Source organism: Cyclobacterium xiamenense (assembly GCF_900109255.1).
Lineage (GTDB): Bacteria > Bacteroidota > Bacteroidia > Cytophagales > Cyclobacteriaceae > Cyclobacterium > Cyclobacterium xiamenense.
This window is the reverse complement of sequence record NZ_FNZH01000001.1, coordinates 313,582-338,999: the sequence shown is the minus strand read 5'-3', so window position 1 is coordinate 338,999 and position 25,418 is coordinate 313,582. Positions and strand designations below refer to the sequence as shown.

The following is a 25,418-nucleotide window of genomic DNA, read 5'->3' as shown; positions in this document are numbered from 1 at the left end:
CTGCCCTTTTGAATATTTTTTTGTAGCATCTATGGGAATATTGTAAAGTTTGCTTTTCTTTAACCTCACCTGCGCCACCCTAGACCCGAAAAAAATGAGCCCAAAAAGAAGCGTCAAACTTAGCCCCCCTCCCAAAACCGCCGCAGGTCCACGATCCATTCAGTCCGTGGCCTACTCCCTGTGGGAAGAAACCCATATCGGTCGGGGGATAAAAACCCTTTTCAAACTTAACCAACCCAAAGGCGTTGATTGCCCCAGTTGTGCCTGGCCGGACCCCGACCCGGAGGAGGTTTCGAAACTAGCGGAATACTGCGAGAATGGAGCCAAGGCGGTGGCCTGGGAGACGGGCTATAAACGGATAGCACCTCCCTTCTTTGCGCAGTACAGCATTCGGGAGTTGGTCGAAAAAACCGACCATTGGCTGGAAAAACAGGGCCGCCTCACTGAGCCCATGGTCCTGGAAGAAAACGCCAGCCATTACCGCCCCATTTCCTGGGAGGCTGCTTTTTCGCTCATCGCCGAAAAACTCAACGGATTGAACCATCCGGACCAGGCCCTGTTCTATACCTCTGGCCGCACAAGCAACGAAGCGGCTTTTCTCTACCAATGTTTTGTCCGGCAATTTGGGACGAACAATCTCCCCGATTGCTCCAATATGTGCCACGAGGCTTCGGGTAAGGCCCTGTCGGAAACCCTGGGTATTGGGAAAGCATCCGTGACCCTGGCAGACATTCCCGAGACCGATCTGCTGCTGGTTCTTGGCCAAAACCCCGGAACCAACGCTCCCCGCATGCTCACCTCCCTGGAAAAACTCAAACGAAACGGAGGCAAAATCATCATGGTAAACCCTCTTCCGGAAACAGGATTGATCCAATTCAGAAACCCCCAAAAACCCTGGGAATGGGTGGGCAAACCAACGGTCATTCATGACCTGCACCTACAGGTAAAGCTGAACGGGGATCTGGCACTGCTAAAAGCCCTACTAAAAATGCTGTTGGAAGCCTATGCCGCCGGGAAGGCCCATACATTGGATCGTACCTTCATTCGGCAGCAAACCAGCGGCTTTGAAGCGCTGCTTTGGCATTTGCAGGAAGTCGACCTGCAACAGTTGATCGAAGCCAGTGGGGTACCGGAAGAAAAAATCCGGGAGGCCGCCGACCTGCTTGCCTCCAGCAAGAAAATCATCATTGCCTGGGCCATGGGCATTACCCAACACCGCAACGCGGAAAACACCATCCGTGAAATCGTCAACATCCTGTTGGTAAAGGGTTCGATTGGCAAAAAAGGAGCCGGAACGCTGCCCGTAAGAGGCCATAGCAACGTACAGGGGGACCGCACCATGGGTATTTGGGAGAAAATGCCCGATGCTTTTCTGGATCGGTTGGGAACGGCCTTTTCTTTCGATCCTCCCCGACACCATGGCCTGGGTGCAGTAGGTGCGGTAGAAGCCATGCTCTCCGGGCAGGCCCGGGTATTTTTTGGAATGGGCGGGAATTTTGCGCTGGCAGCTCCGGATACCGCCAAGGTATTCCAGGGCTTGCAGCAGTGTGAGCTGACCGTTCAGGTTTCCACCAAGCTCAACCGAAGCCACCTGATTCATGGGAAAACAGCGCTCATCCTTCCTTGTCTGGGGCGCACGGAAAAAGACATCAGCCCCGCCGGACCGCAATGGGTCAGCACGGAAGATACGGCTGGACGGGTTCGCATGTCGCAGGGTGACCTGGAACCGGCATCCACGCAGCTCAAGAGCGAAGTGGCCATCGTTTGTGGGTTGGCCAGGGCAGTTCTGGGGAAAGACAACCCGACGGATTGGGAGGGCATGTCGGTTGATTACGACCGAATCCGGGACAAGGTTGAAGAAGTCATACCGGGTTTTGAGCGTTACAACCAACGGGCACGTATTCCCGGAGGGTTCTACCTGCCAAACGGAGCACGGGAAGGTATCTTTCATACGGACGATCAAAAAGCAAAGCTCACGGTCAATCCGCTGCCGACGGATTCGGCGGCAAAGACGCCCTTTACGCTGATGACCATCCGCAGCCACGACCAGTTCAATACTACCGTCTATGGCTACGACGACCGTTACCGCGGAATCGCCAATAGCCGGGAGGTGGTCATGATGCATCCCGAAGACATGGCGGAATACGGGTGCAAAACAGGAGACCGGGTGAAGCTCAGCAGTGTTTTTGAAGGGGAGGAACGGATCCTGGAAGGATTTCAGGTGGTGCCTTACGCCATCACGAGGGGCTGCCTGGCGGTTTACTTCCCGGAGGGAAACGTGTTGGTGGCCCTGGGAAACCGCTCCGGCGAAAGCCAATGTCCGGCGTCCAAATACGTGGAAGTGCACCTCAAACGGATGAACCCATGAGCGGACAAAACGCCTTGGTCATGCCCTGGGAAATCAGAAAACAGCGGGGTTCCTGCACCGAAACCCTGTCGGATTTAGTTGCCGTGGAAGAGCCGCTACAGATCCGTCTGGAGTTTGAAAAATGGGGAGAATGGCAGGAGAAAGACCTGGTGGTCACCATGCGTACCCCCGGACACGATTTTGATCTGGTGATGGGTTTTCTGTACGCAGAGGGTATCATCCAAGCAGAAAAGGACCTGTTGGGAATGCGGTATTGCCAACGGGTAAAACCGGAGGAGGAAGGCAATGTGGTTCGGGCACGCTTGCGGGGAAACCTGGCGATTGATCCCGAAAACCTGGAACGGAATTTTTTTACCCATGCCAGTTGCGGGGTTTGTGGCAAAACAGCCATTGAAGCGGTTAGCTGCAAGGCAGCGGAGTTACCCATGGATGGTCGTTGGACAATCCCGGCAGAAACGATTCGGTCCTTGCCCTTAGCGCTGAACGCCGAACAGACCGGTTTCAACTACACCGGAGGCCTTCACGCCGCTGTTTTGTACGATGCCAGCGGAAAGATGCTCCTGCTTCGGGAAGATGTGGGACGGCACAATGCCCTGGACAAATTGATTGGAGCCGCCCTGCGCCAGGGAATTGCACCCCGGGAAAACAAAATCGTGCTGCTTAGCGGTAGGGTGAGCTTCGAAATGGTACAGAAAGCGGTGAATGCCGGTATTCAGGTCCTGGTAGCACTGGGTGCCCCTAGCAGCCTGGCGGTACGCCTGGCCCAGGAAAAAAACCAAACACTAATTGGCTTTTTGAAACACGACCGGTTCAATAGCTACAGCGGCTGGGAGCGAATAAGCTAGAGAGCAAAAAAATCACCTAAATAATGCTCTCCAGTTTCCATGGAAAAAATCCCATTTCGAAAAATGTACTTATCACCCAGCACAAAGTTAGCCAGATAGGTATTCCGAAAAATACCCGGATCGGGGTATTTTTTCTGCATTTCGCTGGATTTCAATGGGCAGCAACCTGCCCAAACCGGCCGCCTGCCTACCTGATCAGAGCCTTCGGTGGCAATCATTTACCATGCGAATTTATGTTTCACGCAGCAAATCAAGGCACGGGTAGTCCGAAACCAAGCGTAGATTTTCGGGGCGAAACACCTACCGGCAGAGGAGGTGCTAAAAGCAAAAAAAGGCCCAGCTGTGCTGAACCTTTTTTGCTCAAATTTTCACTATGTACAAAATTTACCGTTCAACTGGACGCTGCGGCTTCAGCTACCTGTATGCAAGGGAGCCTTTGCTTCGAAAAGTAGTCCGTTTTGAAGCATCCATTTTCTTAACCGGGATTGCTCTTCTCCAGTCAGTACCTGATTGGCTTTGTGAAGTTCCTTCTTCACCAGACCATAGTCGAAGCTTACCTTTTCCAATATCATTTTGTAGTAATCCAAATAAGACGTACGCATCATTTGTAGCTGTTTTTGGGAGTGAAACCATTGGACTTTATTCGGATATATCGATGATTTTTATGGGTTTCCGCCTGGCTTCCTCCCGCTTTGGTAAGGTAAGCGCCAACAGACCATTATCGAACCGGGCATCGATTTGCTCGGTATCTATGGTCTCCGGGAGTTGGAAGGAGCGGCTAAAGGAGTGGTAATTGAACTCCTTGGTCAGGTAGTGTACCTGCTCATTTGCGGCGTTTTGTTTCGCACTTCCGCTGATACTCAGGACCTGCTGATCCAACTCCACCTTTATTTCCTCCCGGTTCGTACCGGGAAGTCCCATTTCAATACGGTAGGCTTCATTGGATTCCAGAATATTTACCATCGGCACAAAAGCCGTATTTCCTCTGCGACGATTGGTTTGGATCCAATCTCCGGCTACCAAATCGTCGAACAAGCCCGTTGTGGGCTTCCATCCATTTTTACTAATTACCTGTTCCATGGCGTATACGTTTTAAGTAAAACATCAAATAAACCGATTCAATGGGTTACAAATTGCCGGAAATCCGGCAACAACCGTTAACCATTTTATCCAACCAAAAACAAATCATATGCCAATTACGATCGGATCGTTTCCCAACTACCCCGCTGTCAGATTGACAGCGGGGGGAGGGGACCTATCCGGTTACTTATTGACCAAAAACACTGTCAGAATGACACTAATTGATGTGTCGGGTTTCGCATTTTTTATTCGTAGTTGGGATTTTGGGTAATCAATCCCCGACCCAGGTCTATCTGGTTTTGCGGAATGGGAAAGTACTCGTTCTTTCCGGCGGTAAATACCGCCCCGGTCAAATGGGGTCTTCGGGTTTTTTCCACTTCAAAGTACGCATCCAAAACCGTTTTTGCGAGGCCCCATCGAACCAAATCAAAAAAGCGATGTCCTTCGTGGGCAAATTCCAACCTTCTTTCCGTCCGCAATGCCTGTAGTGCCTGCTCTTTGTCTGAAAATGCCTGCGTGTAGGGACTCAGCAGGTAATTGGCTGCATCGGACACCCCGTCCAGTTGGCGTACCCGGCTACCCGAAGCACCGCGCTCCCGCACCAGATTGATATACCGCCTACCTTCTTCCAGCTGGCCGTTTTGAATCGCTGCCTCTGCCTTCCACAGTAATAGGTCAGCATACCGGATTATGTAATAGTTCAAGCTATTCACGTACGGCCAAATTTGCAGGTAATGAGGGGAAAGGGCAGATACCATTCGCTTTTTGGGGCTATAGGGACCGTAAGTAGACAGATCCCGTGCCCAGGAGGCCTCGTAATTGATACCCAAATCCATGTAAGGAATACCCGGCCGGGCCAGGGTGTGGTCAATTCGGGGATCGAAAGACTGCCCATCTACCGGGTCGCTATTGTCTGCCATCGGTAAGCCATTCTCGTCCGTTTTGTAAGCGTTTACCAGATTTTGGCTGGGCCGCAAGAATCCGTATTGCGGATAAAAAGGTCCTCCCGGAGCCATCAATCGATCTCCGATGGATCCGTTGTAATTGCTGGGTGAGCCGTCGTTGATGGAATGTTGCACTGCAAAGATGATTTCTTTCCCATTGTCATTCTCAGGTAGGAAGACGTCCCGGAAATTTTCCATTAGCTCGTATTGCCCGCTTTCGATAACCTCGTCAGCCGCTGCTTCGGCCTGGGTCCAATTTTGCTGGTAAAGAAATACTTTTGCCAGGTATGCTTTTGCCGCCCATTTTCCAGGTCTGCCTGGCTCCTCCGCCGTATCCGGCAAAGCATCAAAAGCCGCATTAAAATCTGCTTCGATCTTGCCCCACAATTCCACCTCGCTCAGTGCGGTATTTGACACGTAATAATCTTCTGCTGTAAGGGCCGTTTCGTCCACATAGGGTATCCGGTTATAGATTTTTTTTAATTCGAAATAAAAATGTCCCCGTAGAAACCGCATTTCTCCCAACCGTCTGCCGGCCACAGCCGCTTCCAATTCCTCACTTTGCTGAATCAGGCGGATCGCCAAATTGGCTCTTTTTACACCCTCGTAAAGGGCAAGCCATTTACGTTCTACATCCCGGATCGAGGGATTGGTAAGGAACAGCTCCATCTGATGGATTTGGTTTTGGTCGCCGGTACCGCCCCCTCCTTTGTACGCATCGTCAGACACCACATCTCCGAAATTCCAGTTGGAGGCGGGAGAATTGAAGGCGCTGGATGCATTGTCCATCTGACCATTTAAAATGCTGTAAGCCGACACAATCGCACCTTCCAGGTTTTCAACCCGAAGGATTTGGTCGGGAGAGATTTCTCCGATGGGCTCTTCGTCCAGGAACGATTCCGAGCAGGAGACGAACAGTAGGGCAAGACTAAATATGCTTGGTAGTAATCGTATATTTTTCATCACAAGGTATGGTTATCGAATCCCCTCCGGACAGCTCGGTAATACCGGGCTGCCCCACAGAGGAATTCATTTGTTTTGTTACAACGTAAGATTTACTCCCAACGTAAAGTTTCTGTTTGGAGGATAGATACCCCGGTCTACACCGATATCCAGGTTGCGCAGCTCCGAATCGTAATTTTGAAGTCCGATCTCCGGATCCAACCCTTCGTAACCCGTAATCGTGAATACGTTTTGGGCCTGAAGATAAATTCGTAGCTTACTCAGGCTTAATTTTCCAGCCAGAGCTTCTGGTAAGGAATATCCTACCTGCATGTTTCTCAACCGAAGGAAGGACCCGTCCGACAAGAAATAAGAGCTGGGGCGAATGTTGTTATTTCCGTCGTTCAGCGACAAGCGCGGCACGGTGGCATCTGGATTTTCGGGATTCCAGGCTTCCGACACACGAAGGTGTTTGTTGTAGGCGCTGAGGTTAAAGAAATCCAGGTAGTATCGGGTGAGGTCGTAGGTTTCGTTACCAAAACTTCCGTAGAAAAAGAGCGCGGCGTCAAACTGCCGAAAAGTAGCCGATAGGTTTAATCCCACCGTCAGATCTGGATGGGGATTGCCTATGAAGGTCCTGTCTTTGCTGTCAATGATGCCATCTCCGTTTGTGTCCCGGAACTTGATATCCCCCGGCTGGGCGTCCGGCTGGGTTGCGTGAGCGGCAATCTCTTCCTGACTTGAAAACAAACCCAGGGCCTCAAATCCGTAAAAGGACGCGATGGGCTGACCAACTGCGGAACGGGTCACTTCCTGTCCAAAGTTAACGGTATGCAACAGGGAGCTGGGAAGTGCAATGTATTCGACTTCCTCGGGCAAGGAAATGAGCTCGTTTCGAATGGAAGACAGATTTAGCCCTACCGAGTAGTTAAAATCCCTTCGTTCTTTTCCGAAATACTGCAGGTTCAGTTCGAGTCCCTTGTTCCGCATCTCGCCCGCATTATCCCAACTGGAAATATTGGATCCACCCAGCATGGGAGTCAGTGGCCGTTCGATCAACATGTCGCGGGTAGTCTTGACAAAATAGTCCACATTAACTCCAAGTCGATGGTTAAACAAGGTCGCGTCCAGCCCCAGGTTGGTTTGGGTGGTTGTTTCCCATTTCAGGTCGGGGTTACCATTTCTCGTTTCTGTCAAACCCAGGACAACGCTGTTTTGGGAACCCGAAAGCGGGTAGTTGGAATAGTTGGGAAAGCTGCGGTAGCTTGAAAACGTGGAATACGGGGGAATGTCCTGATTGCCCGTTTCTCCCCAACCCACGCGCAATTTCAGGTCATCAACCGCGGGGAGATCAAAAAACTCCTCAGCCGATACACGCCAACCGGCTGAAACAGCGGGAAAGGTACCCCAGCGATTGTTGGCAAGTTTGGAACTTCCATCCCTGCGCAGGGTTACCGAAGCAAGGTACTTATCCGCATAGGAATAATCCAGCTTTGTCAGGTAGGAAAAAAGCGACCAATCGGAGGCCGTGCCAGCGTTGCGTTGATCGCTGCCATCTCCCGCGTCCAGGTACCTGAAGTTGGGGTCGTCATACGGAAAGCCAAATCTGCTTGCCGAAAAACCCTCCTGGTAAAAAGAGATTGCTTCCACTCCTGCCAGTAACCCCAATTGATGATCATTGAAAGTACGGCTGTAATTCACCGTATTCGACCAAACCCACTCGTATTGGTACCGATTGTTCGTAGAAAGGTCACTCAATACCCGCTGCGTATACGTCTCCTGAAAACTGGGATTAAATCTCCGGTAATTGTAATTCTCAAAGTTGATTCCCAGGTTTGATTTCACTTCCAGGCCCTCTGTGAGCTCTAGAATACCGTATACGTTTCCAAAAAGCTTTAGATTTTTCCGGACATTATCCTTGTTTCGGTAAAGCCTGCCCAAGGGGTTTTGGGTATCGCTGGTTGCCGAACCGGCAAAATCGCCATTTACGTCATAAACCGGAGAAATGGAAGGAAAACGGTACGCATCGTATACCACACTGCCAAGGGCGGCGTTGGTGGTCACATCGGTATTCCAGGTATAGGCGGCCGTTAGGTTTTCACCAAACGTAAGGCGGTCCAATACCTTGTATTCGGTATTAAAACGGGCAGATACCCGCTTAAAACCGGTATGCTTGATCAATCCTTCCTGTTCAAAATAGTTAAAGGAGACGAAATGATTGGCATCGGAGGTATTTTTGGAGAAATCCAGGTTATGGGACTGAATAAACGCGGGTCTGAAAATTTCCGCTACCCAATCCACATCTGCGGAGGGAATGGTCTGCGCTGCATCCAACCAGGTAGGAATGACAGGCTCCGACCCGGACCCGTACACGTCGCTGGATGGCTGACCACCGTCATTGCGTGTAGCTTCCCATAGCAATTCTCCGTATTGTCGGGCATTCAGCATCTCGGGAAGATTAAAGGCCGTTTGGATCCCTGCATAGCTGTTGAAATTCAAACGTGTTTGCTCCGATCTCCCTTTTTTGGTCGTGATAATCACCACACCATTTGCGGCACGAGAGCCATAGATGGATGCGGCGGATGCATCTTTCAATACCTGAAAGGTGGCAATATCGTTGGGATTGATCATGTTGATTCCCGAGGTGGTGGGCACGCCATCGATGACGTACAACGGATCGTTGTTACGAATAGTCCCAAAGCCCCTGATTCGGACCGCTACCCCACCTCCGGGGGCATTGTCCGAGACCACACTCACGCCGGCCGCTCTTCCCTGGATCATCGCATCCACACCTGCGGCAGGAATATTGGATAGTTCCTCCATGTCGATGCTCGATACGGCACCGGTCACGTCTTTTTTCTTTTGGGAACTGTAGCCGGTGACGATAAATTCGTCCAGAAACAGATCATCGGTCTGAAGGCGTATCTCGAAAAAACGTTGATTACCTACTGAAACCTCTTTGGGGACAAAGCCCACATAAGATACCAGCAAGGCCTCGGCTGCATCCGTTAGTTGTAAGCTGAATTTGCCGTCGATGTCCGTAACGGTCCCTTTCGTGGTGCCTTTGACCGTAACTACCGCACCGATAAGTGCCTGGTCGGTGTCATCGAACACGACGCCTTCGACGGTGCGTTGCGCCTGCACCATCCCACTCGTGAGCAGCAGCAGAAAAAGAAATACTTGTAGTTTTTTTCCCATGGTTGATTCATTTTTTATTGAGCCACAAAGCTCATCAATGAATCTTTCCTGAGATTTACATGGGGGTTATCAGTTGGTCACCAATTGCATTTAAAACTGAAACCAATTTAACAAAACTATAATGGATTTCGAGCGAAATGATGGCGGAAAATAGCTTATACTACGCGAGGTAATGCAGGCAGAGACCATCACTCAGTTGCCGGAGCTCCCTGAAAGGCGAAGGCCCGCTGACCGGTAAAATCACTGCTAAGCATGGAAGGTGCCCAATACCGCTCCACATGGGCTACGACCAATTCCGTTCCCTCAAAATGACTTACATAGGGGGGCATTTCCGGGTTGTACATGGTATCGGTCATGTCTCGCATCAATACCACGTTTTTATCCAGATTTGCCATCTGCCGAATGGCAAATGGCCGTCCCAACACGCACATGTTCAGATGCACGCCCATCACAACGATGTTTTTGATATCCCTGGACTGAATGATGTTGAAAATCTCCTGCCCCTGATCGGATATAAAATCGCCTTCCGCAATGTCTATTTCCGGCGTTTGCCGGGTCCAGGCGGTTCGCTCCTCACAGGGCTCGCCATCGGAGCAAGGCTTGTCACAGCCACCATCGCTATCATCAATGGGCAGGGGGGATTCGGTGTCCGGGTCGAGGTAACACCAATCGTTGATGGGAAATGCTTCGGGAGCTGCATGATAGGCAACGGCTTTTGCCGCGGCTCGCTGCGGGGCATCGGCATAAAACTCCATGGTCCCGCTGGGCGCATGAATGATGGTGACCCCTCTTTCCCGGGCGGCAGCAATGGTGGCGTTCATGGCAGGTGCCAACTCCCCTACCCGCTGTGTTGCACTCTCGCACCAATGCTCGTTCCACATATCGGTCACGATAAAGGCTGTTTTGGTGGGGTCCCATTCCTCCTGGTAGGCCCTGGTTTCCCAGGCCACGTTTTCACTGTTGATGGCCACCTGTTTTCGAAGGTTAACCTGTATCCCATTTGATTCAGAAGTAGCAGCACCCTCCTTGTTTCCAGACTGGCAAGAGGAAATCAGGGCGATTACAAGCAATACACAAAAGATAGGTTTCATCGTACCGGATTTTTCGGTAAGATACGTTATTAATTTAAGGTTTTAAAATACAAAATAATGGAAGTGATGTCATTTTCAGACAAAACACCCAAAAACGAAGGCATTTCTCCTTCCCTGCCTTGTACCACTTTCGCTCCCGGATCCACGATGGACTCCCGGAGGTAGTCCTCATCTGCGGATGCAGTCGTACCATCGGTAAAAGTCCTTTCCGAGCCGTAGAGCCCGTTTACGTTGGGACCGATTTTACCCTCCCCGCTGCCTTCCACCGCATGACAGGCGATACATCCGTAATTCATAAAAAGTTCCTTCCCACGGACAGCATCGGCTTCCTCGCCTGCCGCATCCGCCAGCAAGGAAGCGTCGTATTCCTGATTCAAATCCGCTTCGCTTACATCACTGAACCCCTCCGCCAGTAAGTTTGGCCGGACCACCTCGTTTACGGTCATCCATACCTTATCCGACCAGGAAACGCCCGCTTTCGTTTTCAGCGCATAGCCCACTTCCATCTGCATCACCTCAGTAATCTGGGGCACGATCAGGAAAACCGCTTTCCGATCGTCGGAAAGAACCGCCTCCAAAACGGGTAGGTTCTCCTCCCCCACTGTCCCGTCCAACTTGTAATGCCCGGATCCGTATTTTTGCGTTCGCTGGTAATTCCAGCGCTTTACCTGGTAGGCAGCGATGTCCTGCGCCGCGGCTGGATCCAATTCCAGGTCAAACCGCAAAACGATACCGCCTTCCCGCACCTTGTAGTCACGGGGCATAAAATTATCCTTTCCGGTATAACGCAGCCGGTGTAGGGCACTTAGGGTCTCCGAATTGTGCCCCCAAAGGGAAAATCCGGTATAGTAGACCAACCCATCTCCCGGATTGACTTTTCCCTTCATGGTCGGCGCGGGGTAACTGCCCGGGATGACATTCACACCTCCTTGAATTACGGTCGATCCGCTGTCGATTTTTACCTGAAACAACCCCGGCCTGCCGTAGGAAAGATGTAAGAGTTGGCCGTTGAGGGGACCCATTTCGCTGCTTGTTACCCAGACCTGGCCTACCCCCGAGCGATCCTGACTGTGCGGTATCCAGGCGATGGGGGGCGCGGTCTCTGGAATGGGATCCCGGTGCGCGGTGGCGGGCACCCCGTAATAATCGCCTTTGCGGATCAACATGATCGGGGTGGAAGGCATGTAATGCCCTTGCTGGTCCGAACCGGTCAACCAGCCCTCTTCCGGGTGAATGCCCAGGTAGGGTCCGCGAAATCCCGTTGCAAAGGGGGTCACGGACCGGCCATCCGCAGAAACTTTCAAAACGGATCCATCGTGGTGCGAAGCCGAACGAAATCCCATCAGGGATTTGGGAGATGAAGTCTCGGGTCCCATGTCCAGGGCGCCAAATTTGGCCACGTAAAAACCTCCGTCCGGATCGGCCACCATGCTGGATGCCCATTCCCTGGTTTCGATGGACTGCGCCATGGCATTGGAAAAATTCTCGTACCAGTCGGCTGCGCCATCCCCATTCAAGTCGTGTAGTCGGGTGATTCCGTCTTTCCCGTATACATAAATCGCGCCGTCTACTATCTCCAAACTCTGGGGTTCGTACAGGCCCGAAGCAAAACGAGACCAGGACAGCCGCTCCAAATCAGCCTCAATGCCATCCATGATCCACACGTCTCCTTCGAAAGTAACGAGGGCTGCTTTAGTTGCATCAAAAAATCCAATGTCCACCAAACGCACGTTCCGCTTCCAGGGATTAGGAACGGGAAGGGTAAGGCGATCTGTCACAAAAGCAGCCGTGTCGGGGGAGACATGGCCCTGTGTAAGCACGGCTTCGGTCCAATAAGCAGGCCCTCCCTGATCATAAGCGGGCATCTTTCCCTTAAATTCGGCCGTTGCCGCCTCAAAGGCAGGTAGTTGTTCCGGTGCCCCTTTCCATACCAGCAATCCAAATTCGATCGCTTCCGCATGGGGGGCTATTTTGGCTACTAAATACCGGTCATCGAATACGGCCAGGCGTACACCGGAATGACCCGGTGGAAGGCCAAGACCGGTAATTTCTCCCTTCCGATGAATCAACAGGGTGTTTTCCCCCTGTTCCACCCGGTCGGCACCAGCTACTTCGGCCACTACCAGGAAAAGGGAATCTTCTGTAGGTGCAACCTCAAAATGCCTTGTAAAGGCCGTCATTTCCTCCTGCTTCAAACTACCGGGCAATTCGTGAATACGGGTTTCTCCCACCGAATAGGCAATTACTGCCTGTTCACCAAGGGTATATATCCCTTCGTACCGGCCGATTTCCGCGGGAATCGCTCCCCAGGCTGGGCTCTGCGGGTGAGGAGAGGGTGTTCGGGGATCCGAGAACAGCGGCTTACCGGAAGACCAACCCGGATAGCTACCGGTGGCTACCTTGGGATCGCCGGCGATTTTGGGAATCTGGTTTCCCTTATTGTAAAAATCATCGTAGGATATCTGAGCCATGGTAACCATGGGCATAAACGCGCCCGTCCAGGCCACCGTCCAGCGTAGCATGTCCGTATCAAAGCAGGCGTAGGCTTCATTGCCCAATTGCAGGGCCAATACCCGGGCGGAAATATTGTCCGCAGGAAACCCTTCTCCCAGTTCCCGGCCGTCCATGGATGTGGTAATAAAGGGAAAATTCGGTTCGACAAAAGGAGCGAATGCTTCGGTTTCAAAATCAACCGCTGTGATCTTTTTCTCAGGTACCTTCTCCTGGCAGGAAAAAACCAGAATAACTACTAAAAACAGCAGAACGGATTGGATGCTACGTGTAAATTTCAAGAATGGAACGGTGGAATTTGCGTACTTCATGCGTTTATAAAACAACCTTTACTAAAGTTTTGAGAACAGTCTCCCAAATTACTGCCAAAAGTTTCAAATACAAAAATTTTGGGAGGCTAAGGTCCAGCCGGTGGCACCTTGAATTTGGATTTGGGGACCACTGCACAGAAAATGTGGTTGAAGGTGCCGAAATAAACTCGATTTTTCTGACAAAATCCCTCGCTTTTCCTCTTGCCAGCCTACTGCCTGCTTTCGCGATCAAAGAGAAGAGCTTCCCAGGTACCTATCTTTTAGCAAATGCAGCATATACACATTGATTTCCCATTGGTTGGCAACCGGCATTTGGGTGTAAGCCAGGGAAGGCATGTACGGAAACGGTCCAAACTCGGTGGTAATACGCAGGCTGGTACCGGCCTTGCGGTGCCGCTCCACCACCCGATCCCACCAACCCAGGTGTGCCTGCAAGGCATCGCTCCATTCCGGAGCCCGGGGATCGTTTACCTGGGGCCCTTCCGCAAACCCTACCCGGCTGTGAATGTGATCGGTTCGGGAAAGGGCCAGATCCACGGCTTCCTTTTGGTCTTCCAGTAAAGACTCGTGCACGTTGCACCAATGCGAAATATCCAAACAAATGCGCAGCTCCGGAATTTTTTGAAAATACATGGCTGCCACCGGGGCCGAATACAGGCATTTTCCGCGATGGGTTTCGTGGGTGATGGGAATTCCAGAGGCTTCCGACAGTTCTCGGGCCAGCGAAAAATGGGGCTCGTTTTCCTGAAAGCTGAAAAAATCTTTACCCGTTTGGCAGTTAACCGCTACCGGGGCGGCCTCCAGTAAGTGCTCCAGGTAGCGGCGGTAAGCAGCGAGATTGGCAACCGGCTCCGGTTCAAAAGACTGGTAGTACTGGGCGATCAATTCCAGACCGTATTCCTTCAAGGTATTCAGCACCTCGCGCTTCGCCGTCACGTCCAGCGGAAGTTCCATTTCCACGCCTTCGTACCCGGCTTCGGTTACGTTTTTACAAAATTCCTTAAACGAGCGCGTATTGCCCCACAAGGGAGCGTAAAATTTGATCGACATGTCTTCTGATATCGTTAGTTACTAGTATTTCCAGTATCAACCGATACTGGAAAAAACTAGTGGGTAAAATCAACTTCTACGGTTTTTGCTTTACGTGTCTGGTGCGTTCTCGCATCGGAAATCATCCATTTTATTTGGCTTCGAGTCAGTGTCTGACCTAAAAACCAGCAAACCCTGGCCGGGAAAATCATTCACCCTGCTGTCTTCCCAATCAGGCGACCAAAAATGTGTCAGGAATAAAAACTCCTGGGAAAGATCGAGGCCTGAGGTCAGAAACAGACCAAATAAAACTCAGCCATCTTTACGCACCTGCACGTCTGCTTCCCAACCCGTATTTTTGAGGGCCGGGTCGTTTTCTTTTTTTAGAAAATCTGCCTCCGAAAGAGACGCCGCTTCCCATTCCAGAATTGCTTCGTCCGGCACTTGCTCGATGGGTTCTTTCCAGGCAGTAGACGTCTCATTGTAGGCCAGGTTGGATTGGGAATTAAAGCAGGAAATAATGCTCCACCTGGGTTTATCGGATAGGTTTGCGGCCGAGCGGTGAAGCAGGTTGCTGTGAAAAAACAAGGCATCGCCGGGCTGCAACTCGCAATATACCAATTCCATGGTTTTTAGTGCATTATCAACCATCACCTGATCTGCCCCTACCTGTTCGCCGGCAAAGCCATGATTGACTCTACCCAATTTGTGGGAGCCCTTAATTACCTGCAAACAACCATTTTCTTTGGTGGCAGGCGTCAGGGCTACCATCACACTAAGTAATTGGTCCGGAAACATGAACTGATTTTTGTACCAATAGCCGTAGTCCTGATGCCATTCCCAGGCCCCTCCGACTTTGGGTTCCTTTTGCATGAGTTTGGAATGAAAATGGCAAACCGGGGAGTCCCCGTCCAAAAGCGCAGCCACGGACTGCACCATTTTTCGGCTCCGCGTCAGGTAGCCGAAAACATCGTTACCCGGCTTGAACCATAGCGACAAACGCGTCTTTTTCCCCGATTGGTCGTTCAGGTCCATCGCATTCGTTCGCATGGCTTCGTCCTCAATGGCGACTCGGTACAGCGTATCCGTTTCCTTCCGGGAACAAAACTCCGGCACAAGCAGGTACCCGTCTCGGTTATAATCTTGGATTTGTTGTTTGGTAAAGCTATTCATTAAGGAAAACTAACCATATTTTTCGAAAAATAAAAGGCCATGTTACACCTCTCCGGTTTGTTGCTCTACCTCTTCTACACGTACCAAAGATTTTGCGCATCCAACCCCCCCTCGCCGGAGTACCGGTAAGCGACCAACTTTCCTTGGTTTGCGACGCTGTAATCCAGGCAACAGACATTGGTTTTTTGAAAGGAGGGAGTTCCTTTTAACCAATAATGCCCAAAAAACACCTTTTTTTCAGTCGCTCCGTAATACACCTGGGATGGAAAATCTGCCGCGTCTAGCGGAAGATCCGGAAGTTTTTCGTTGGGCTCCACACTGATAGACCGGTAGGTCATTTGGGAAGGGTTTTCCCACCATTTAATCCGTATGGACGACCGCAGCGTACCGTCCTTATCCGGGTAGGTTTCGCCCTCCGGTAGCGCCAACTCTTTTCCTTTCAAGGTCTCCTCGACGGCCAGATTAAGGGCTGTTCCAACGTTGACCGATTCGTAAATCAGCGCATCCGTCAACTTCTGTTCTTGCAGCGTTGCTTGCAAAAAATCGATTTGTTGCTGATCCCAGCACGCATGGACAGCTCTAAAGCCTTCTGTTTCCACATAAAGCGGCAGCGTTTTAAACCATTCCAGGTATTTTTCGTACTCAGATTGCTTGTTTTGAAACTGCTTGAGCGTGTCGTAATGCTGGATGATGTTCTTTATTTGGTGTTTTCGAAGGTGGCCCCCTCCCCTTTCCTGAAAATGAAAACAGAGCGCATTGTACTCATGATTTCCCATCAACGCGGTGGCATGGCCGCTTTCGCACATTCCCTTGACCAGTTCAAGGGTTTCCCTAATTTGGGGGCCGCGATCAATATAGTCCCCCACAAACACCACCTTTCTGCTGGGGTGCGCATAGACGGATCCTTTTTTGCGGTACCCGAGTTTGAACAGCAATTGTTCCAGTTCGGCGGCATGGCCGTGTATATCTCCAATAAAATCTATCCCCATCGTTTTTTCTTTTGTTCAGATTCTACTACACCAAATTTAGGAGGATTCGTTTGCTTGAGGCATCCCCGGCCGAATTTTTTCTCAAAAAGTACGGATAGCGATGAGGCATATTTAGCGGAAGCAAGGCCGAGTCGTTGCGCATTTTTCCAAAATTTTGACTAGCTTGGAAAATTGCTTGCAGCCAAAAAACCCGGTTCAGGCATACCTGAATCAAAAACCCAGCTAACTTCATGATGTATACGTCGCGCTCATTTTCCTGGTACGTACCGTTTTTAGTCCTTATTCTTCTGCTATCGCCTTTTGTATCCACAGCGCAGCAAGAGCCGGTACCGAATTCCATCCTTTCCTACCTGTACCAATCATCTGCTGCCCTGAGTGCCGATTTTCCACTTGCCGATCTTTCCGCGTCCACTTGGGAACGTGAGCGACCGGAACGCCACCGGCAGTTTATGGAAATGATGGGGTTTTCACTGGAAGAACCGCGCGACCCACCCACTGTTCGGCACACAGGCACGGTACAAGAAGACGGCTTTCGCATCGAGAAATTCTTCTTTGAATCCATGCCCGGATTGTACGTCCCCGCCAACCTGTACGTTCCCGAAGGCAGCAATGCACCCTCCCCCCTGGTGTTGTACCTCGCTGGACATGCCCCGGGACAAAAAGTCCACTACCAGGCCCATCCCAGAAAGCTTGCTCAACTGGGGTTTGCTTCCCTAATCTTTGACACCGTCCAATTTGGCGAAGTCGCCGGCCACCATTGGGGGCCTTATAATAGAGGTTGGTTTCATTGGTACTCCAGGGGTTACAACCCGGCCGCCGTGGAGCTGTGGAATGCCATACGGGCCCTGGACTACCTCGCCATACGGGAGGAAATCGATATGGAAAATGTGGGCGTCACTGGTATTTCGGGAGGCGGATCCCAAACCTGGTACCTGGCCGCCGCCGATTCCCGAATCAAGGCGGCTGCCCCCGTTTGTGGAGCGGGAACCCTCGATTCTCAAATTGGCGAGCGACGAATCGACGGGCACTGCGATTGCATGATGCCGCACAACCCGTTCCAATGGGACTTCACGGACATCGGGGCACTGATCGCCCCCCGGCCATTATTGATTGCTCAGTCCGATCGGGACGAGTTGTATGGCATAGAATCGACCCGTGCCTTTCACCAAAAATTAGCTACCTTCTACCAGAACCTGGGTGCAAAAGGCCAGGTCAGCCTGGTAGAAACCCCCGGGGGACATTCCTACCACAAAAAATCGCGTACGGCCATTTTTTCTTTTTTTCTCGAACACCTGATGGGCAAACATATTTCGCCCGAACAGATCACCGACATTGAAACGGATACGGAAGCCCTGCTTTCGGCCGAACAGCTGCAGGTGTACAGCGAGGGAGCCCCGGCTGACGACCTCACCCCGGTCATTCAGGATCATTTTCTCAACATGCCCCCGCCCCCTGTCATTCAAAACGAGGCAGACCTGCTGCAACTGCATAAAAAAGTCACCGACTACCTGCGAACCCATACTTTTGCCGCCTTTCCCAAAGAAGCGGCACGTTTTGAAGGGAAAGAAATCTACCGCACGGACGATTTGGCACCGCATGGAAACAAGACATTTGCCTTTACGAGCGAGGCAGGTTGGCGGTTGAAACTGAATGTATTCTACCGCCAAAATCCGGAGGAAGCGCATCCGCTTGTGATTGTTTTGCGGAACCCGGGAGAATTGCGTTGGGATTCGGAAAGTTTTGCTCAGAAAATTGCCCGGGGCCAAAACGTTGCCTACCTGGAAGTGCGGGGCACCGGAGAGGTTGGTTGGGCACCTGAGTTAAACTGGCATATTCGAAGAGCGGCAGCCTGGACAGGTAGAACACTTCCTTCCATGCAAGTGTACGATGCCCTACGGGCTATCGAATTTGCGCGCAACCTACCCGGAGTGGATCCACAGAAAATTAGCATCGCGGCTCGGGACGGAATGGGACTGGTGGCGATGTATGCAGCATTGCTGGATGGATCCTGCGAAAAACTAATCCTCTCCAACCCTCCTGAGACCCATGACCTACCCAGCCCCGCACACGGTATGGATACGGCATTGGAACTCCTGGGGGTACTAAAATTTACGGATATGTATCAAATTCCTGCCCTGCTGTACCCCACCCGAACCAGCTTTTTGGGAGAAGTACCAGCACGGTACCTTTGGTCCGAAAAAAGTCTTAAAGCCGCAGGTAGACACGGTTTTACTCGACTGTAGTTGTTTAAAAACCGGTAGTCTTTTCACCACCGGGTTTGCGGCCAGGAAGGACCAAACCCTATTCAATCTGCCACCGGGATGCATCGAAGGTAGTTTGTTTTATAATTTGGCCTTGATTTCTTTGATTCGGCCCTTGATGCTCGTATTCTCGATGTCTATTTTTTCGGAAACAGCCAGCAGAAATTCCTTTACCGCACCTGCATGTTCGGTAGACTTTCCTTGGGCCATGTCTACGTACCGCATGGTCGTCCAGAGCAGGGTTTTCAACTCTTCCTTGTTGTCATCGGTCATGTAATACTCGATAAGTACTGTTTGGTGGTCGTGCCAGATCACCCGACTCATGATGCGTACCCATTCTCCCACCCGGGCAGGCCGGATATAGGAGATAGTGTGGTTATACACCACCCAGGCGGCCTTGTATTTGCGAATAAAATCGATCATTTCCACCCCATACAGCTTGGGAACCTGGTCCTCCCGGGCATTGAAAAAATAATCGAAATACTTGGCATTATTCAGGTGTTGGAGCGGGTCGCAATCCTGAAACCGGACTACCACCCGGCTTTCCGTTTCCTTCGGATAGTGTTTATTTTTATCAAATTCAAACATACGCTTGCGATGGATTTCTTGTCAATTGCAAAGATATATGATTTAAATCATTGTGGCGAATCGATTAAAAATCCGTACCTTAATGACTGTAAAAACCACATACTATGAAAATCTTGGTCCCTACCGATTTGTCGGAAAATGCCGCCAATGCATTCGCTTTTGCCCGGTCCTATGCCCGGCAGCAGGATGCCAGTATCACGTTAATGTATTCGTATTATGCCGTGTATGACTTTGCTGCACAGGCAGCAGAGATCATTCAAGCCATCGAAACGGACGCCAAAGCGGCGTTGAAAAAAGCCATCAGCGAAACCGATGGCTCGGTGAAGGTGGATTATAAAATCATCCAGGGAACCGTGTCCACGGCCATATTTGCCACCGTGGCCAACGGGGATTACGACTTGATCATCATGGGGACGCAGGGAGCCAGTGGGATCAAAAAAAACCTGATTGGGTCCAACACCGCCACAGTTGTCAAAGAAAGCGAGGTCCCGGTCATAGCAGTTCCCTTTGGGGCCGGTTTTGATGCGGTAAAATCGATCAAGGTAGCCCTGGAACTGGAAAATGAGAACGAGTCCATGTTTCGGAAACTGGTCGAACTGACCGAAACCTGGAACCTACCCTATGAGGTGGTCCACGTGTCTTCCGACGCGGACTTCACCAAGGAAATCAGCTTTAAGGGGGTTGAAACCTACCTGGACGAGCATTTTCCCGATTGCGACTTTTCGTTTCAAAAACTCAGCGGAAAAGATGCAAACGAGGGGTTGAGTCGATACCTTCAGGATAAATCCGATAGCTTGCTCGTCATGTTTTCCAAAGAAAAAAGCTTCTTTTATTCACTTTTTAAATCCAGTCATAGCGTAGAAATGGCCTACCATACCCATATCCCACTGCTGGTAATCAAATAATGATGAAGGCTGTTGTGATCAAACAGGCTGGTCCAGCGGAGGTGATGGAGCTATCCGATCATCCGGTGCCGGTTCCGGGAGACAATGAGGTACTTATTCGGGTTCGGGCAGCGGGTGTCAACCGTCCCGACCTGGCGCAGCGCAAAGGAAAATACCCGGCTCCGGAAGGTGTTCCGGCAGATATTCCCGGACTGGAGGTTTCAGGTTGGGTGGAGCAGTTGGGGAAAACGGTAAAAACCTGGGAGATCGGAGATCCGGTTTGCGCACTACTCGCAGGAGGAGGGTATGCTGAGTACGCGGTGGTTCCTGCAGATCAATGCCTCACGATTCCGGAAGGCGTCAGTCTGGAGGAAGCGGCAGCGCTTCCGGAGACGTTTTTTACAGTTTGGAACACTATCTTCTCGATAGGTAAATTTCGCTCCGGAGAGAAGGTTCTGGTGCATGGAGGCAGCAGCGGAATAGGTGTGGCCGCCATCCAAATGGTCCGGGCACTTGGGGGAGAAGTCTACACGACCGCAGGCACAGACGAAAAATGTCGGATCTGCGAAGAGTTAGGGGCCAGTCTGGCCATCAATTACCGAGAGGATGATTTTGAGGAAAGGCTAAAAAACCACCTGCAGGGAGCGAAAATCGACCTGATCCTCGACATGGTAGGTGGCGCCTATACATTAAAGAACATTCGGTTGCTCGCCCGGAAGGGACGACTAATCCTAATCAATGCGATGAGTGGTACCCTGGGGGAGGTGGACCTGATCCGGATAATGAAAAAGGAACTCGTACTCACTGGCTCGACCCTGCGTCCCCAATCGGTCGCCTACAAGGGGAAAATTGCTACCCAACTCATGGCTCAGGTTTGGCCATTGTTTCCGGATCTTATCCGGCCGGTGGTACACACCGCCTTTCCATTAAAGGATGCTTACAAGGCGCATCAGCTGATGGAAAGTTCCACTCACGTGGGAAAAATCCTGCTACTGGTCCAATCCGGGCAGGCACCCGCTATGTAAACCCAATTAACCTCATAGGCCATGAACTACCTATTGTCTCTCGTTTCACTCAGTCTACTGCTATTCTCCTGCGGATCAAACACGCAAACCTACCCGCTAAATGCCGATTATACCGTGCTGGAAAACGTTTGGCTAATCGACGTAGCCACCGGCAAAATCAATAAATGCCACGTCGTAGTTGGAGACCGGATAATCGACCGCATCTTACCTGCCGGACACCCGGTAGATTGGGGGGCAGGTACCGTCATTCCTTGCGAAGGGAAGTACCTGTTACCCGGCCTTACGGAAATGCATGCACATATTCCGGCAGCAGCCTGGGACGATTCCCTGGTCAAAGAAACACTATTTCTCTACCTCTCCAACGGCATTACCACCATCCGTGGTATGCTGGGAAATCCGGTTCATTTACCCCTTCGTGAAAAGGCAGATCAAGGCCTGATTCTATCCCCCCGGATAGTCACCTCCAGTCCCTCCTTGAATGGCACCACCGTACGAACCCCCGAAGAGGCACGTGAAAAAGTAACCGCATACGCCAATGCGGGCTACGATTTTCTGAAATTGCATCCCGGAATCCGCCTGCATGTTTTTGATACCTTGGTCCAAGCCGCCCGCGAGGCAGGCATCCCGTTTGCCGGTCACGTGTCCAACCTGGTGGGAATTCGGCATGCACTGGAAAGCGGATACCAGACCGTGGATCATGTCGATGGCTTTCTGGAAGGCCTGGTACCGGAATCAGTTGGGGTCAACCCGATCGAAAATGGGTTTTTCGGTTACAACTTTACCGGTGTGGCAGATACCTCAAAAATCTCCGAACTGGCCGCTTTGAGTAAAGCGAACGGGGTCTGGGTAGTCCCAACACAGGCGCTGTTTGATCGCTGGTTTTCTCCGATACCTGCGAGCAAACTGGCAAGCGAGCCGGAGATGCGCTACATGCATCCGGAGACCATCCAAGCCTGGATCGCCAGCAAAAACAACCTTACTACCGGGGAAGCGTACGACCCGGAGCAATGGCAGCGATATAATAAAATTCGACACCAATTGATCAAGGCCCTTCACGAGCAGGGACAGGGCTTACTGCTGGGTTCGGATGCGCCGCAGGTTTTCAACGTTCCCGGCTTCTCCATTCACCACGAGTTACAGGGCATGCTGGATGCCGGATTGAGTCCGCTCGAAGCCCTGCAAATTGGCACACTCCATCCGGCGGCCTTTTTTAACGGAAACTTCGGGGAAATAAAAACAGGAAAATCCGCTGACCTGATCCTGGTGGATAAAAATCCCCTGGAAGACCTGAAATACCTACGCCATCCGGCAGGCGTGATGGTACGTGGAACCTGGTTGGATGGAAAAACCATCGAGAAAGAACTGGCTGCCATCGCCAATAAGTACGCAAGTCAGGAGCAGGAATAGACCCGGGAAGGCAGCTCACAAATTGGGGATTTCGGGCATGACCAAGTAGATGTCCTCTTTCTGTTCCCAACGGTCATACCCCTGCAAGTATTATTTTTATCGCTATGCGGCTGGTACAGGGAGGCACCTCGGCTGCCGTCTGGGTCGGCGGTCCTTCCTACTCCCTGCTGCGGTAGCGTTTTTTCCAGTGGATGTCGAATTTCCGGCTTTCTATACAGGGAAGTCTTCATCGTTTCCGATGGGATTTAAAAAAAAATATGGTTTATTTACACATCGGAAGCATGTTTGGCTACACAACTAACGAGTAACTATGAGACCCTATATTTTGGCAGAGACCAACTGGAAAGCATTAAAGGACGAGCGTATCGAACTGGCGGTACTTCCCTGGGCAGCAACCGAAGCCCATAATTACCACCTGCCCTACGGCACGGATTGTTACGAAGCAGATGCCATCGCAGCAGCTGCCGGAGAAATTGCCTGGAAAGCTGGTGCCAAAATCACGATCCTACCCACCATCCCGTTTGGAGTCAATACGGGGCAGTCGGACATCTACCTGGACATGAACCTCAACCCCTCCACCCAGATGGCGATCATTCGGGATCTGGCAACGGTATTGCAGCGGCAGGGTATTCCCAAGTTGCTGATTCTTAACAGCCATGGAGGCAACGATTTCAAATCCATTTTGCGAGAAATCGGTCTTGCCTTTCCCGATATGTTTTTCAGTACCTGCAATTGGTTTCAGGCCATGGATAAAACGGCCTATTTTGAGCACATGGGCGATCATGCGGATGAAATGGAAACCAGTCTCATCCTTCACCTACAACCTCATTTGGTGGGCCCTTTGGAAGAAGCGGGCGACGGAGCCGAAAAAAAATCCAGGATCAATGCCCTCCGGGAAGGATGGGCCTGGGCAGAACGAAAATGGTCCATGGTGACCGAAGACACCGGCATTGGCAATCCGAAAGCCTCTTCCAAAGAGAAGGGCGAGCGTTTTTTTACCGATGTCACCCAAAAGGTAGCGGAATTCATGATCGATTTGGAAAAACTGGACCTGGCAGACCGCTACGAATAAATAATCCTCCTACGCATGCAGCAACTCGCTTTCCAAAAAATTGGCTCCCTCGCGCTTTTGTGCACCACTTTGTATACCCTTACCCTCTTCCCAACCCAGGCCCAGCAGACTTCTGTGCCGTATTCCCGGCAGGACAGTTTGCGGGGAAGCATCACAGAGGAAAGGGAATGGTGGGACTTGCTGTATTACCACCTGGACGTGGAGGTTGACCCGAGGCGAAAATCCATTCAGGGCAAAAATACCGTTCACTATAAGGTTCTGAAATCCTACCAAACGCTTCAAATAGACCTGCAGGAACCCATGGAAATCAAAGGCTTTTATCAGGAAGGCCGAGAAATGCCTTACCGGCGGGAGGGCAACGCGTATTTTGTGGAATTGGAATTGCCTCAGAAGGTCGGTGAAATCCATCAACTCCAGGTAGTCTATGGCGGAACCCCACGAATAAGTCCGAATCCCCCCTGGAGTGGCGGCCTCACCTGGGAAAAAGACCAGAAAGGGCGGCCCTTTATCGCCAACTCCAATCAGGGCGATGGAGCCAGTCTCTGGTGGCCCTGCAAGGATCACATGTATGACGAGCCGGATAGCATGCTGATCAGTGTGACCGTTCCGGATCCATTGATGAACGTGTCCAACGGAAGGCTCCGAAAGACCGAAAAACCGAGTCCGGAAAAAACCACCTATCACTGGTTCGTAAGTAGCCCCATCGCCAATTACGGCGTTAATATTAGCATAGCCGATTACGCCCATTTTTCCGAAGAATACCTTGGGGAAAAAGGCCCGCTCACACTGGATTTTTACGTATTGAGGGAAAACCTGGAAAAGGCTCTTGTTCAGTTTAAGGATGCTCCCCGAATGATGCGGGCATTCGAGCATTGGTTTGGACCGTATCCGTTTTACGAGGATGGTTTTAAACTAATCGAAGTCCCCTACCTCGGCATGGAGCACCAATCGGCCGTTACCTACGGAAACGGATACCAGCAGGGCTACAAGGGCAAGGACTTTAGCGAAACCGGCTGGGGCCTTACCTTCGATTACATCATCATTCACGAAGCGGGGCACGAGTGGTTTGCCAACAACATCACTTACCGGGACATCGCCGACATGTGGATTCACGAAAGTTTTACCACGTATTCAGAAAGCCTTTTCCTTGATTACCACTACGGCGTGAACGCCGGGAACGCCTACCTACAGGGAGCCCGTAGCGTGATCAAAAACGACATCCCGATCATTGGTGATTACGGGGTAAACCAACGGGGATCAGGTGACATGTACTTCAAGGGGGCCAATATATTGCATACCCTCCGGCAGTGGATAGATCAGGATGAAAAATGGCGGGCCATTCTCCGAAAAATGAATGCGACCTTTTACCACCAAACCGTGTCTACACAGGATATAGAAGGGTTTTTGGCACGCGAAACCGGTCTGCCGCTGCAGACATTTTTCGACCAATACCTTCGGACCGCTCAGGTACCGCTTTTTCAGCACTATTGGAAAGACGACCGACTGTATTACCGGTGGCAGGAAGTGGTGGATGGCTTCTCCATGCCGGTCACAGTCAGCCAAAATAACCTAACCCATGTGCTGCATCCAACGGCTGCCTGGCAGTCCACCGACTTGCTGCTACCGGGCAGGGTATTCGAAACAGATCCCAACTTGTATATTTTCACCCAACAAATTCGAGCACCGTCCGAGTAGCGCCC

The 25,418-nt window shown here is 51.3% G+C and carries 18 protein-coding genes; 8 read left to right on the top strand and 10 right to left on the bottom strand.

All coding sequences use genetic code 11. The features are described from left to right. Positions 1-94: 94 nt before the first annotated feature. A complete protein-coding gene (locus tag BMW71_RS01155; RefSeq protein ID WP_092170117.1) occupies positions 95-2,368 on the top strand; it encodes an FdhF/YdeP family oxidoreductase in 2,274 nt (757 codons plus the stop codon). Continuing rightward, complete coding sequence (fdhD, locus tag BMW71_RS01150; protein WP_092168317.1) at positions 2,365-3,213, top strand: formate dehydrogenase accessory sulfurtransferase FdhD; 849 nt, start codon at positions 2,365-2,367, stop codon at positions 3,211-3,213. Before BMW71_RS01155 ends, fdhD begins: the two co-directional genes overlap by 4 nt. A 410-nt stretch (positions 3,214-3,623) precedes the next feature. Here the strand turns inward: fdhD and BMW71_RS01140 are convergent, their stop codons facing one another. From BMW71_RS01140 to BMW71_RS01100, 9 genes are all read right to left on the bottom strand, one after another. Continuing rightward, a complete protein-coding gene (locus BMW71_RS01140) occupies positions 3,624-3,818 on the bottom strand; it encodes a hypothetical protein (protein ID WP_143057519.1) in 195 nt (64 codons plus the stop codon). Positions 3,819-3,852: 34 nt separating this feature from the next. Next, a complete protein-coding gene (locus BMW71_RS01135; protein ID WP_092168308.1) occupies positions 3,853-4,293 on the bottom strand; it encodes an Hsp20/alpha crystallin family protein in 441 nt (146 codons plus the stop codon). A 245-nt stretch (positions 4,294-4,538) separates the two neighbouring features. After that, positions 4,539-6,200: a RagB/SusD family nutrient uptake outer membrane protein gene (locus tag BMW71_RS01130; protein ID WP_092168305.1), complete on the bottom strand. Its 1,662-nt coding sequence runs from the start codon at positions 6,198-6,200 to the stop codon at positions 4,539-4,541. Between the two features lie 78 nt (positions 6,201-6,278). Then, positions 6,279-9,377, bottom strand: coding sequence for a SusC/RagA family TonB-linked outer membrane protein (locus BMW71_RS01125; RefSeq protein ID WP_218145543.1), 3,099 nt, complete (start codon positions 9,375-9,377; stop codon positions 6,279-6,281). A 188-nt stretch (positions 9,378-9,565) separates the two neighbouring features. Further along, positions 9,566-10,468, bottom strand: a complete 903-nt coding sequence (locus BMW71_RS01120; protein ID WP_092168302.1) for a cysteine hydrolase family protein — start codon at positions 10,466-10,468, stop codon at positions 9,566-9,568. 29 nt (positions 10,469-10,497) lie between these two features. After that, positions 10,498-13,290: a DUF6797 domain-containing protein gene (locus BMW71_RS01115; RefSeq protein WP_092168299.1), complete on the bottom strand. Its 2,793-nt coding sequence runs from the start codon at positions 13,288-13,290 to the stop codon at positions 10,498-10,500. A 228-nt stretch (positions 13,291-13,518) separates the two neighbouring features. Continuing rightward, entirely contained in the window at positions 13,519-14,340 is an 822-nt protein-coding gene (locus tag BMW71_RS01110; protein ID WP_092168296.1) for a sugar phosphate isomerase/epimerase family protein, read from the bottom strand. Positions 14,341-14,631: 291 nt separating this feature from the next. Further along, positions 14,632-15,492: a phytanoyl-CoA dioxygenase family protein gene (locus BMW71_RS01105; protein WP_092168294.1), complete on the bottom strand. Its 861-nt coding sequence runs from the start codon at positions 15,490-15,492 to the stop codon at positions 14,632-14,634. Positions 15,493-15,566: 74 nt separating this feature from the next. Further along, entirely contained in the window at positions 15,567-16,481 is a 915-nt protein-coding gene (locus tag BMW71_RS01100) for a metallophosphoesterase (RefSeq protein ID WP_092168291.1), read from the bottom strand. 230 nt (positions 16,482-16,711) lie between these two features. Between BMW71_RS01100 and BMW71_RS01090 the strand changes: the two genes are divergently transcribed. Next, entirely contained in the window at positions 16,712-18,724 is a 2,013-nt protein-coding gene (locus BMW71_RS01090) for an alpha/beta hydrolase (RefSeq protein ID WP_143057518.1), read from the top strand. Positions 18,725-18,823: 99 nt separating this feature from the next. Here the strand turns inward: BMW71_RS01090 and BMW71_RS01085 are convergent, their stop codons facing one another. Then, positions 18,824-19,330, bottom strand: coding sequence for an acyl-CoA thioesterase (locus BMW71_RS01085; RefSeq protein WP_092168282.1), 507 nt, complete (start codon positions 19,328-19,330; stop codon positions 18,824-18,826). A 104-nt stretch (positions 19,331-19,434) separates the two neighbouring features. Between BMW71_RS01085 and BMW71_RS01080 the strand changes: the two genes are divergently transcribed. From BMW71_RS01080 to BMW71_RS01060, 5 genes are all read left to right on the top strand, one after another. After that, a complete protein-coding gene (locus tag BMW71_RS01080; RefSeq protein ID WP_092168279.1) occupies positions 19,435-20,235 on the top strand; it encodes a universal stress protein in 801 nt (266 codons plus the stop codon). Further along, entirely contained in the window at positions 20,235-21,239 is a 1,005-nt protein-coding gene (locus BMW71_RS01075) for an NAD(P)H-quinone oxidoreductase (RefSeq protein WP_317041118.1), read from the top strand. The genes BMW71_RS01080 and BMW71_RS01075 overlap by 1 nt, the downstream gene beginning before the upstream one ends. A 21-nt stretch (positions 21,240-21,260) precedes the next feature. Further along, complete coding sequence (locus BMW71_RS01070) at positions 21,261-22,646, top strand: amidohydrolase family protein (protein ID WP_092168273.1); 1,386 nt, start codon at positions 21,261-21,263, stop codon at positions 22,644-22,646. 310 nt (positions 22,647-22,956) lie between these two features. Then, positions 22,957-23,718 carry a creatininase family protein gene (locus BMW71_RS01065; protein ID WP_092168270.1) on the top strand — a complete coding sequence of 254 codons (762 nt, stop codon included), beginning with the start codon at positions 22,957-22,959 and terminating at the stop codon, positions 23,716-23,718. 15 nt (positions 23,719-23,733) lie between these two features. Then, positions 23,734-25,413, top strand: a complete 1,680-nt coding sequence (locus BMW71_RS01060) for a M1 family metallopeptidase (protein ID WP_092168267.1) — start codon at positions 23,734-23,736, stop codon at positions 25,411-25,413. Positions 25,414-25,418: the final 5 nt, after the last annotated feature.

Bases quoted from the DNA above. Each gene is read 5' to 3' on its own strand.
- BMW71_RS01130 (WP_092168305.1), bottom strand. From the start codon at position 6,200: ATGAAAAATATACGATTACTACCAAGCATATTTAGTCTTGCCCTACTG.
- BMW71_RS01075 (WP_317041118.1), top strand. From the start codon at position 20,235: ATGATGAAGGCTGTTGTGATCAAACAGGCTGGTCCAGCGGAGGTGATG.
- BMW71_RS01125 (WP_218145543.1), bottom strand. From the start codon at position 9,377: ATGGGAAAAAAACTACAAGTATTTCTTTTTCTGCTGCTGCTCACGAGT.
- BMW71_RS01110 (WP_092168296.1), bottom strand. From the start codon at position 14,340: ATGTCGATCAAATTTTACGCTCCCTTGTGGGGCAATACGCGCTCGTTT.
- fdhD (WP_092168317.1), top strand. From the start codon at position 2,365: ATGAGCGGACAAAACGCCTTGGTCATGCCCTGGGAAATCAGAAAACAG.
- BMW71_RS01115 (WP_092168299.1), bottom strand. From the start codon at position 13,290: ATGAAGTACGCAAATTCCACCGTTCCATTCTTGAAATTTACACGTAGC.
- BMW71_RS01120 (WP_092168302.1), bottom strand. From the start codon at position 10,468: ATGAAACCTATCTTTTGTGTATTGCTTGTAATCGCCCTGATTTCCTCT.
- BMW71_RS01140 (WP_143057519.1), bottom strand. From the start codon at position 3,818: ATGATGCGTACGTCTTATTTGGATTACTACAAAATGATATTGGAAAAG.
- BMW71_RS01090 (WP_143057518.1), top strand. From the start codon at position 16,712: ATGATGTATACGTCGCGCTCATTTTCCTGGTACGTACCGTTTTTAGTC.
- BMW71_RS01065 (WP_092168270.1), top strand. From the start codon at position 22,957: ATGAGACCCTATATTTTGGCAGAGACCAACTGGAAAGCATTAAAGGAC.
- BMW71_RS01080 (WP_092168279.1), top strand. From the start codon at position 19,435: ATGAAAATCTTGGTCCCTACCGATTTGTCGGAAAATGCCGCCAATGCA.
- BMW71_RS01105 (WP_092168294.1), bottom strand. From the start codon at position 15,492: ATGAATAGCTTTACCAAACAACAAATCCAAGATTATAACCGAGACGGG.
- BMW71_RS01155 (WP_092170117.1), top strand. From the start codon at position 95: ATGAGCCCAAAAAGAAGCGTCAAACTTAGCCCCCCTCCCAAAACCGCC.
- BMW71_RS01085 (WP_092168282.1), bottom strand. From the start codon at position 19,330: ATGTTTGAATTTGATAAAAATAAACACTATCCGAAGGAAACGGAAAGC.
- BMW71_RS01100 (WP_092168291.1), bottom strand. From the start codon at position 16,481: ATGGGGATAGATTTTATTGGAGATATACACGGCCATGCCGCCGAACTG.
- BMW71_RS01060 (WP_092168267.1), top strand. From the start codon at position 23,734: ATGCAGCAACTCGCTTTCCAAAAAATTGGCTCCCTCGCGCTTTTGTGC.
- BMW71_RS01135 (WP_092168308.1), bottom strand. From the start codon at position 4,293: ATGGAACAGGTAATTAGTAAAAATGGATGGAAGCCCACAACGGGCTTG.
- BMW71_RS01070 (WP_092168273.1), top strand. From the start codon at position 21,261: ATGAACTACCTATTGTCTCTCGTTTCACTCAGTCTACTGCTATTCTCC.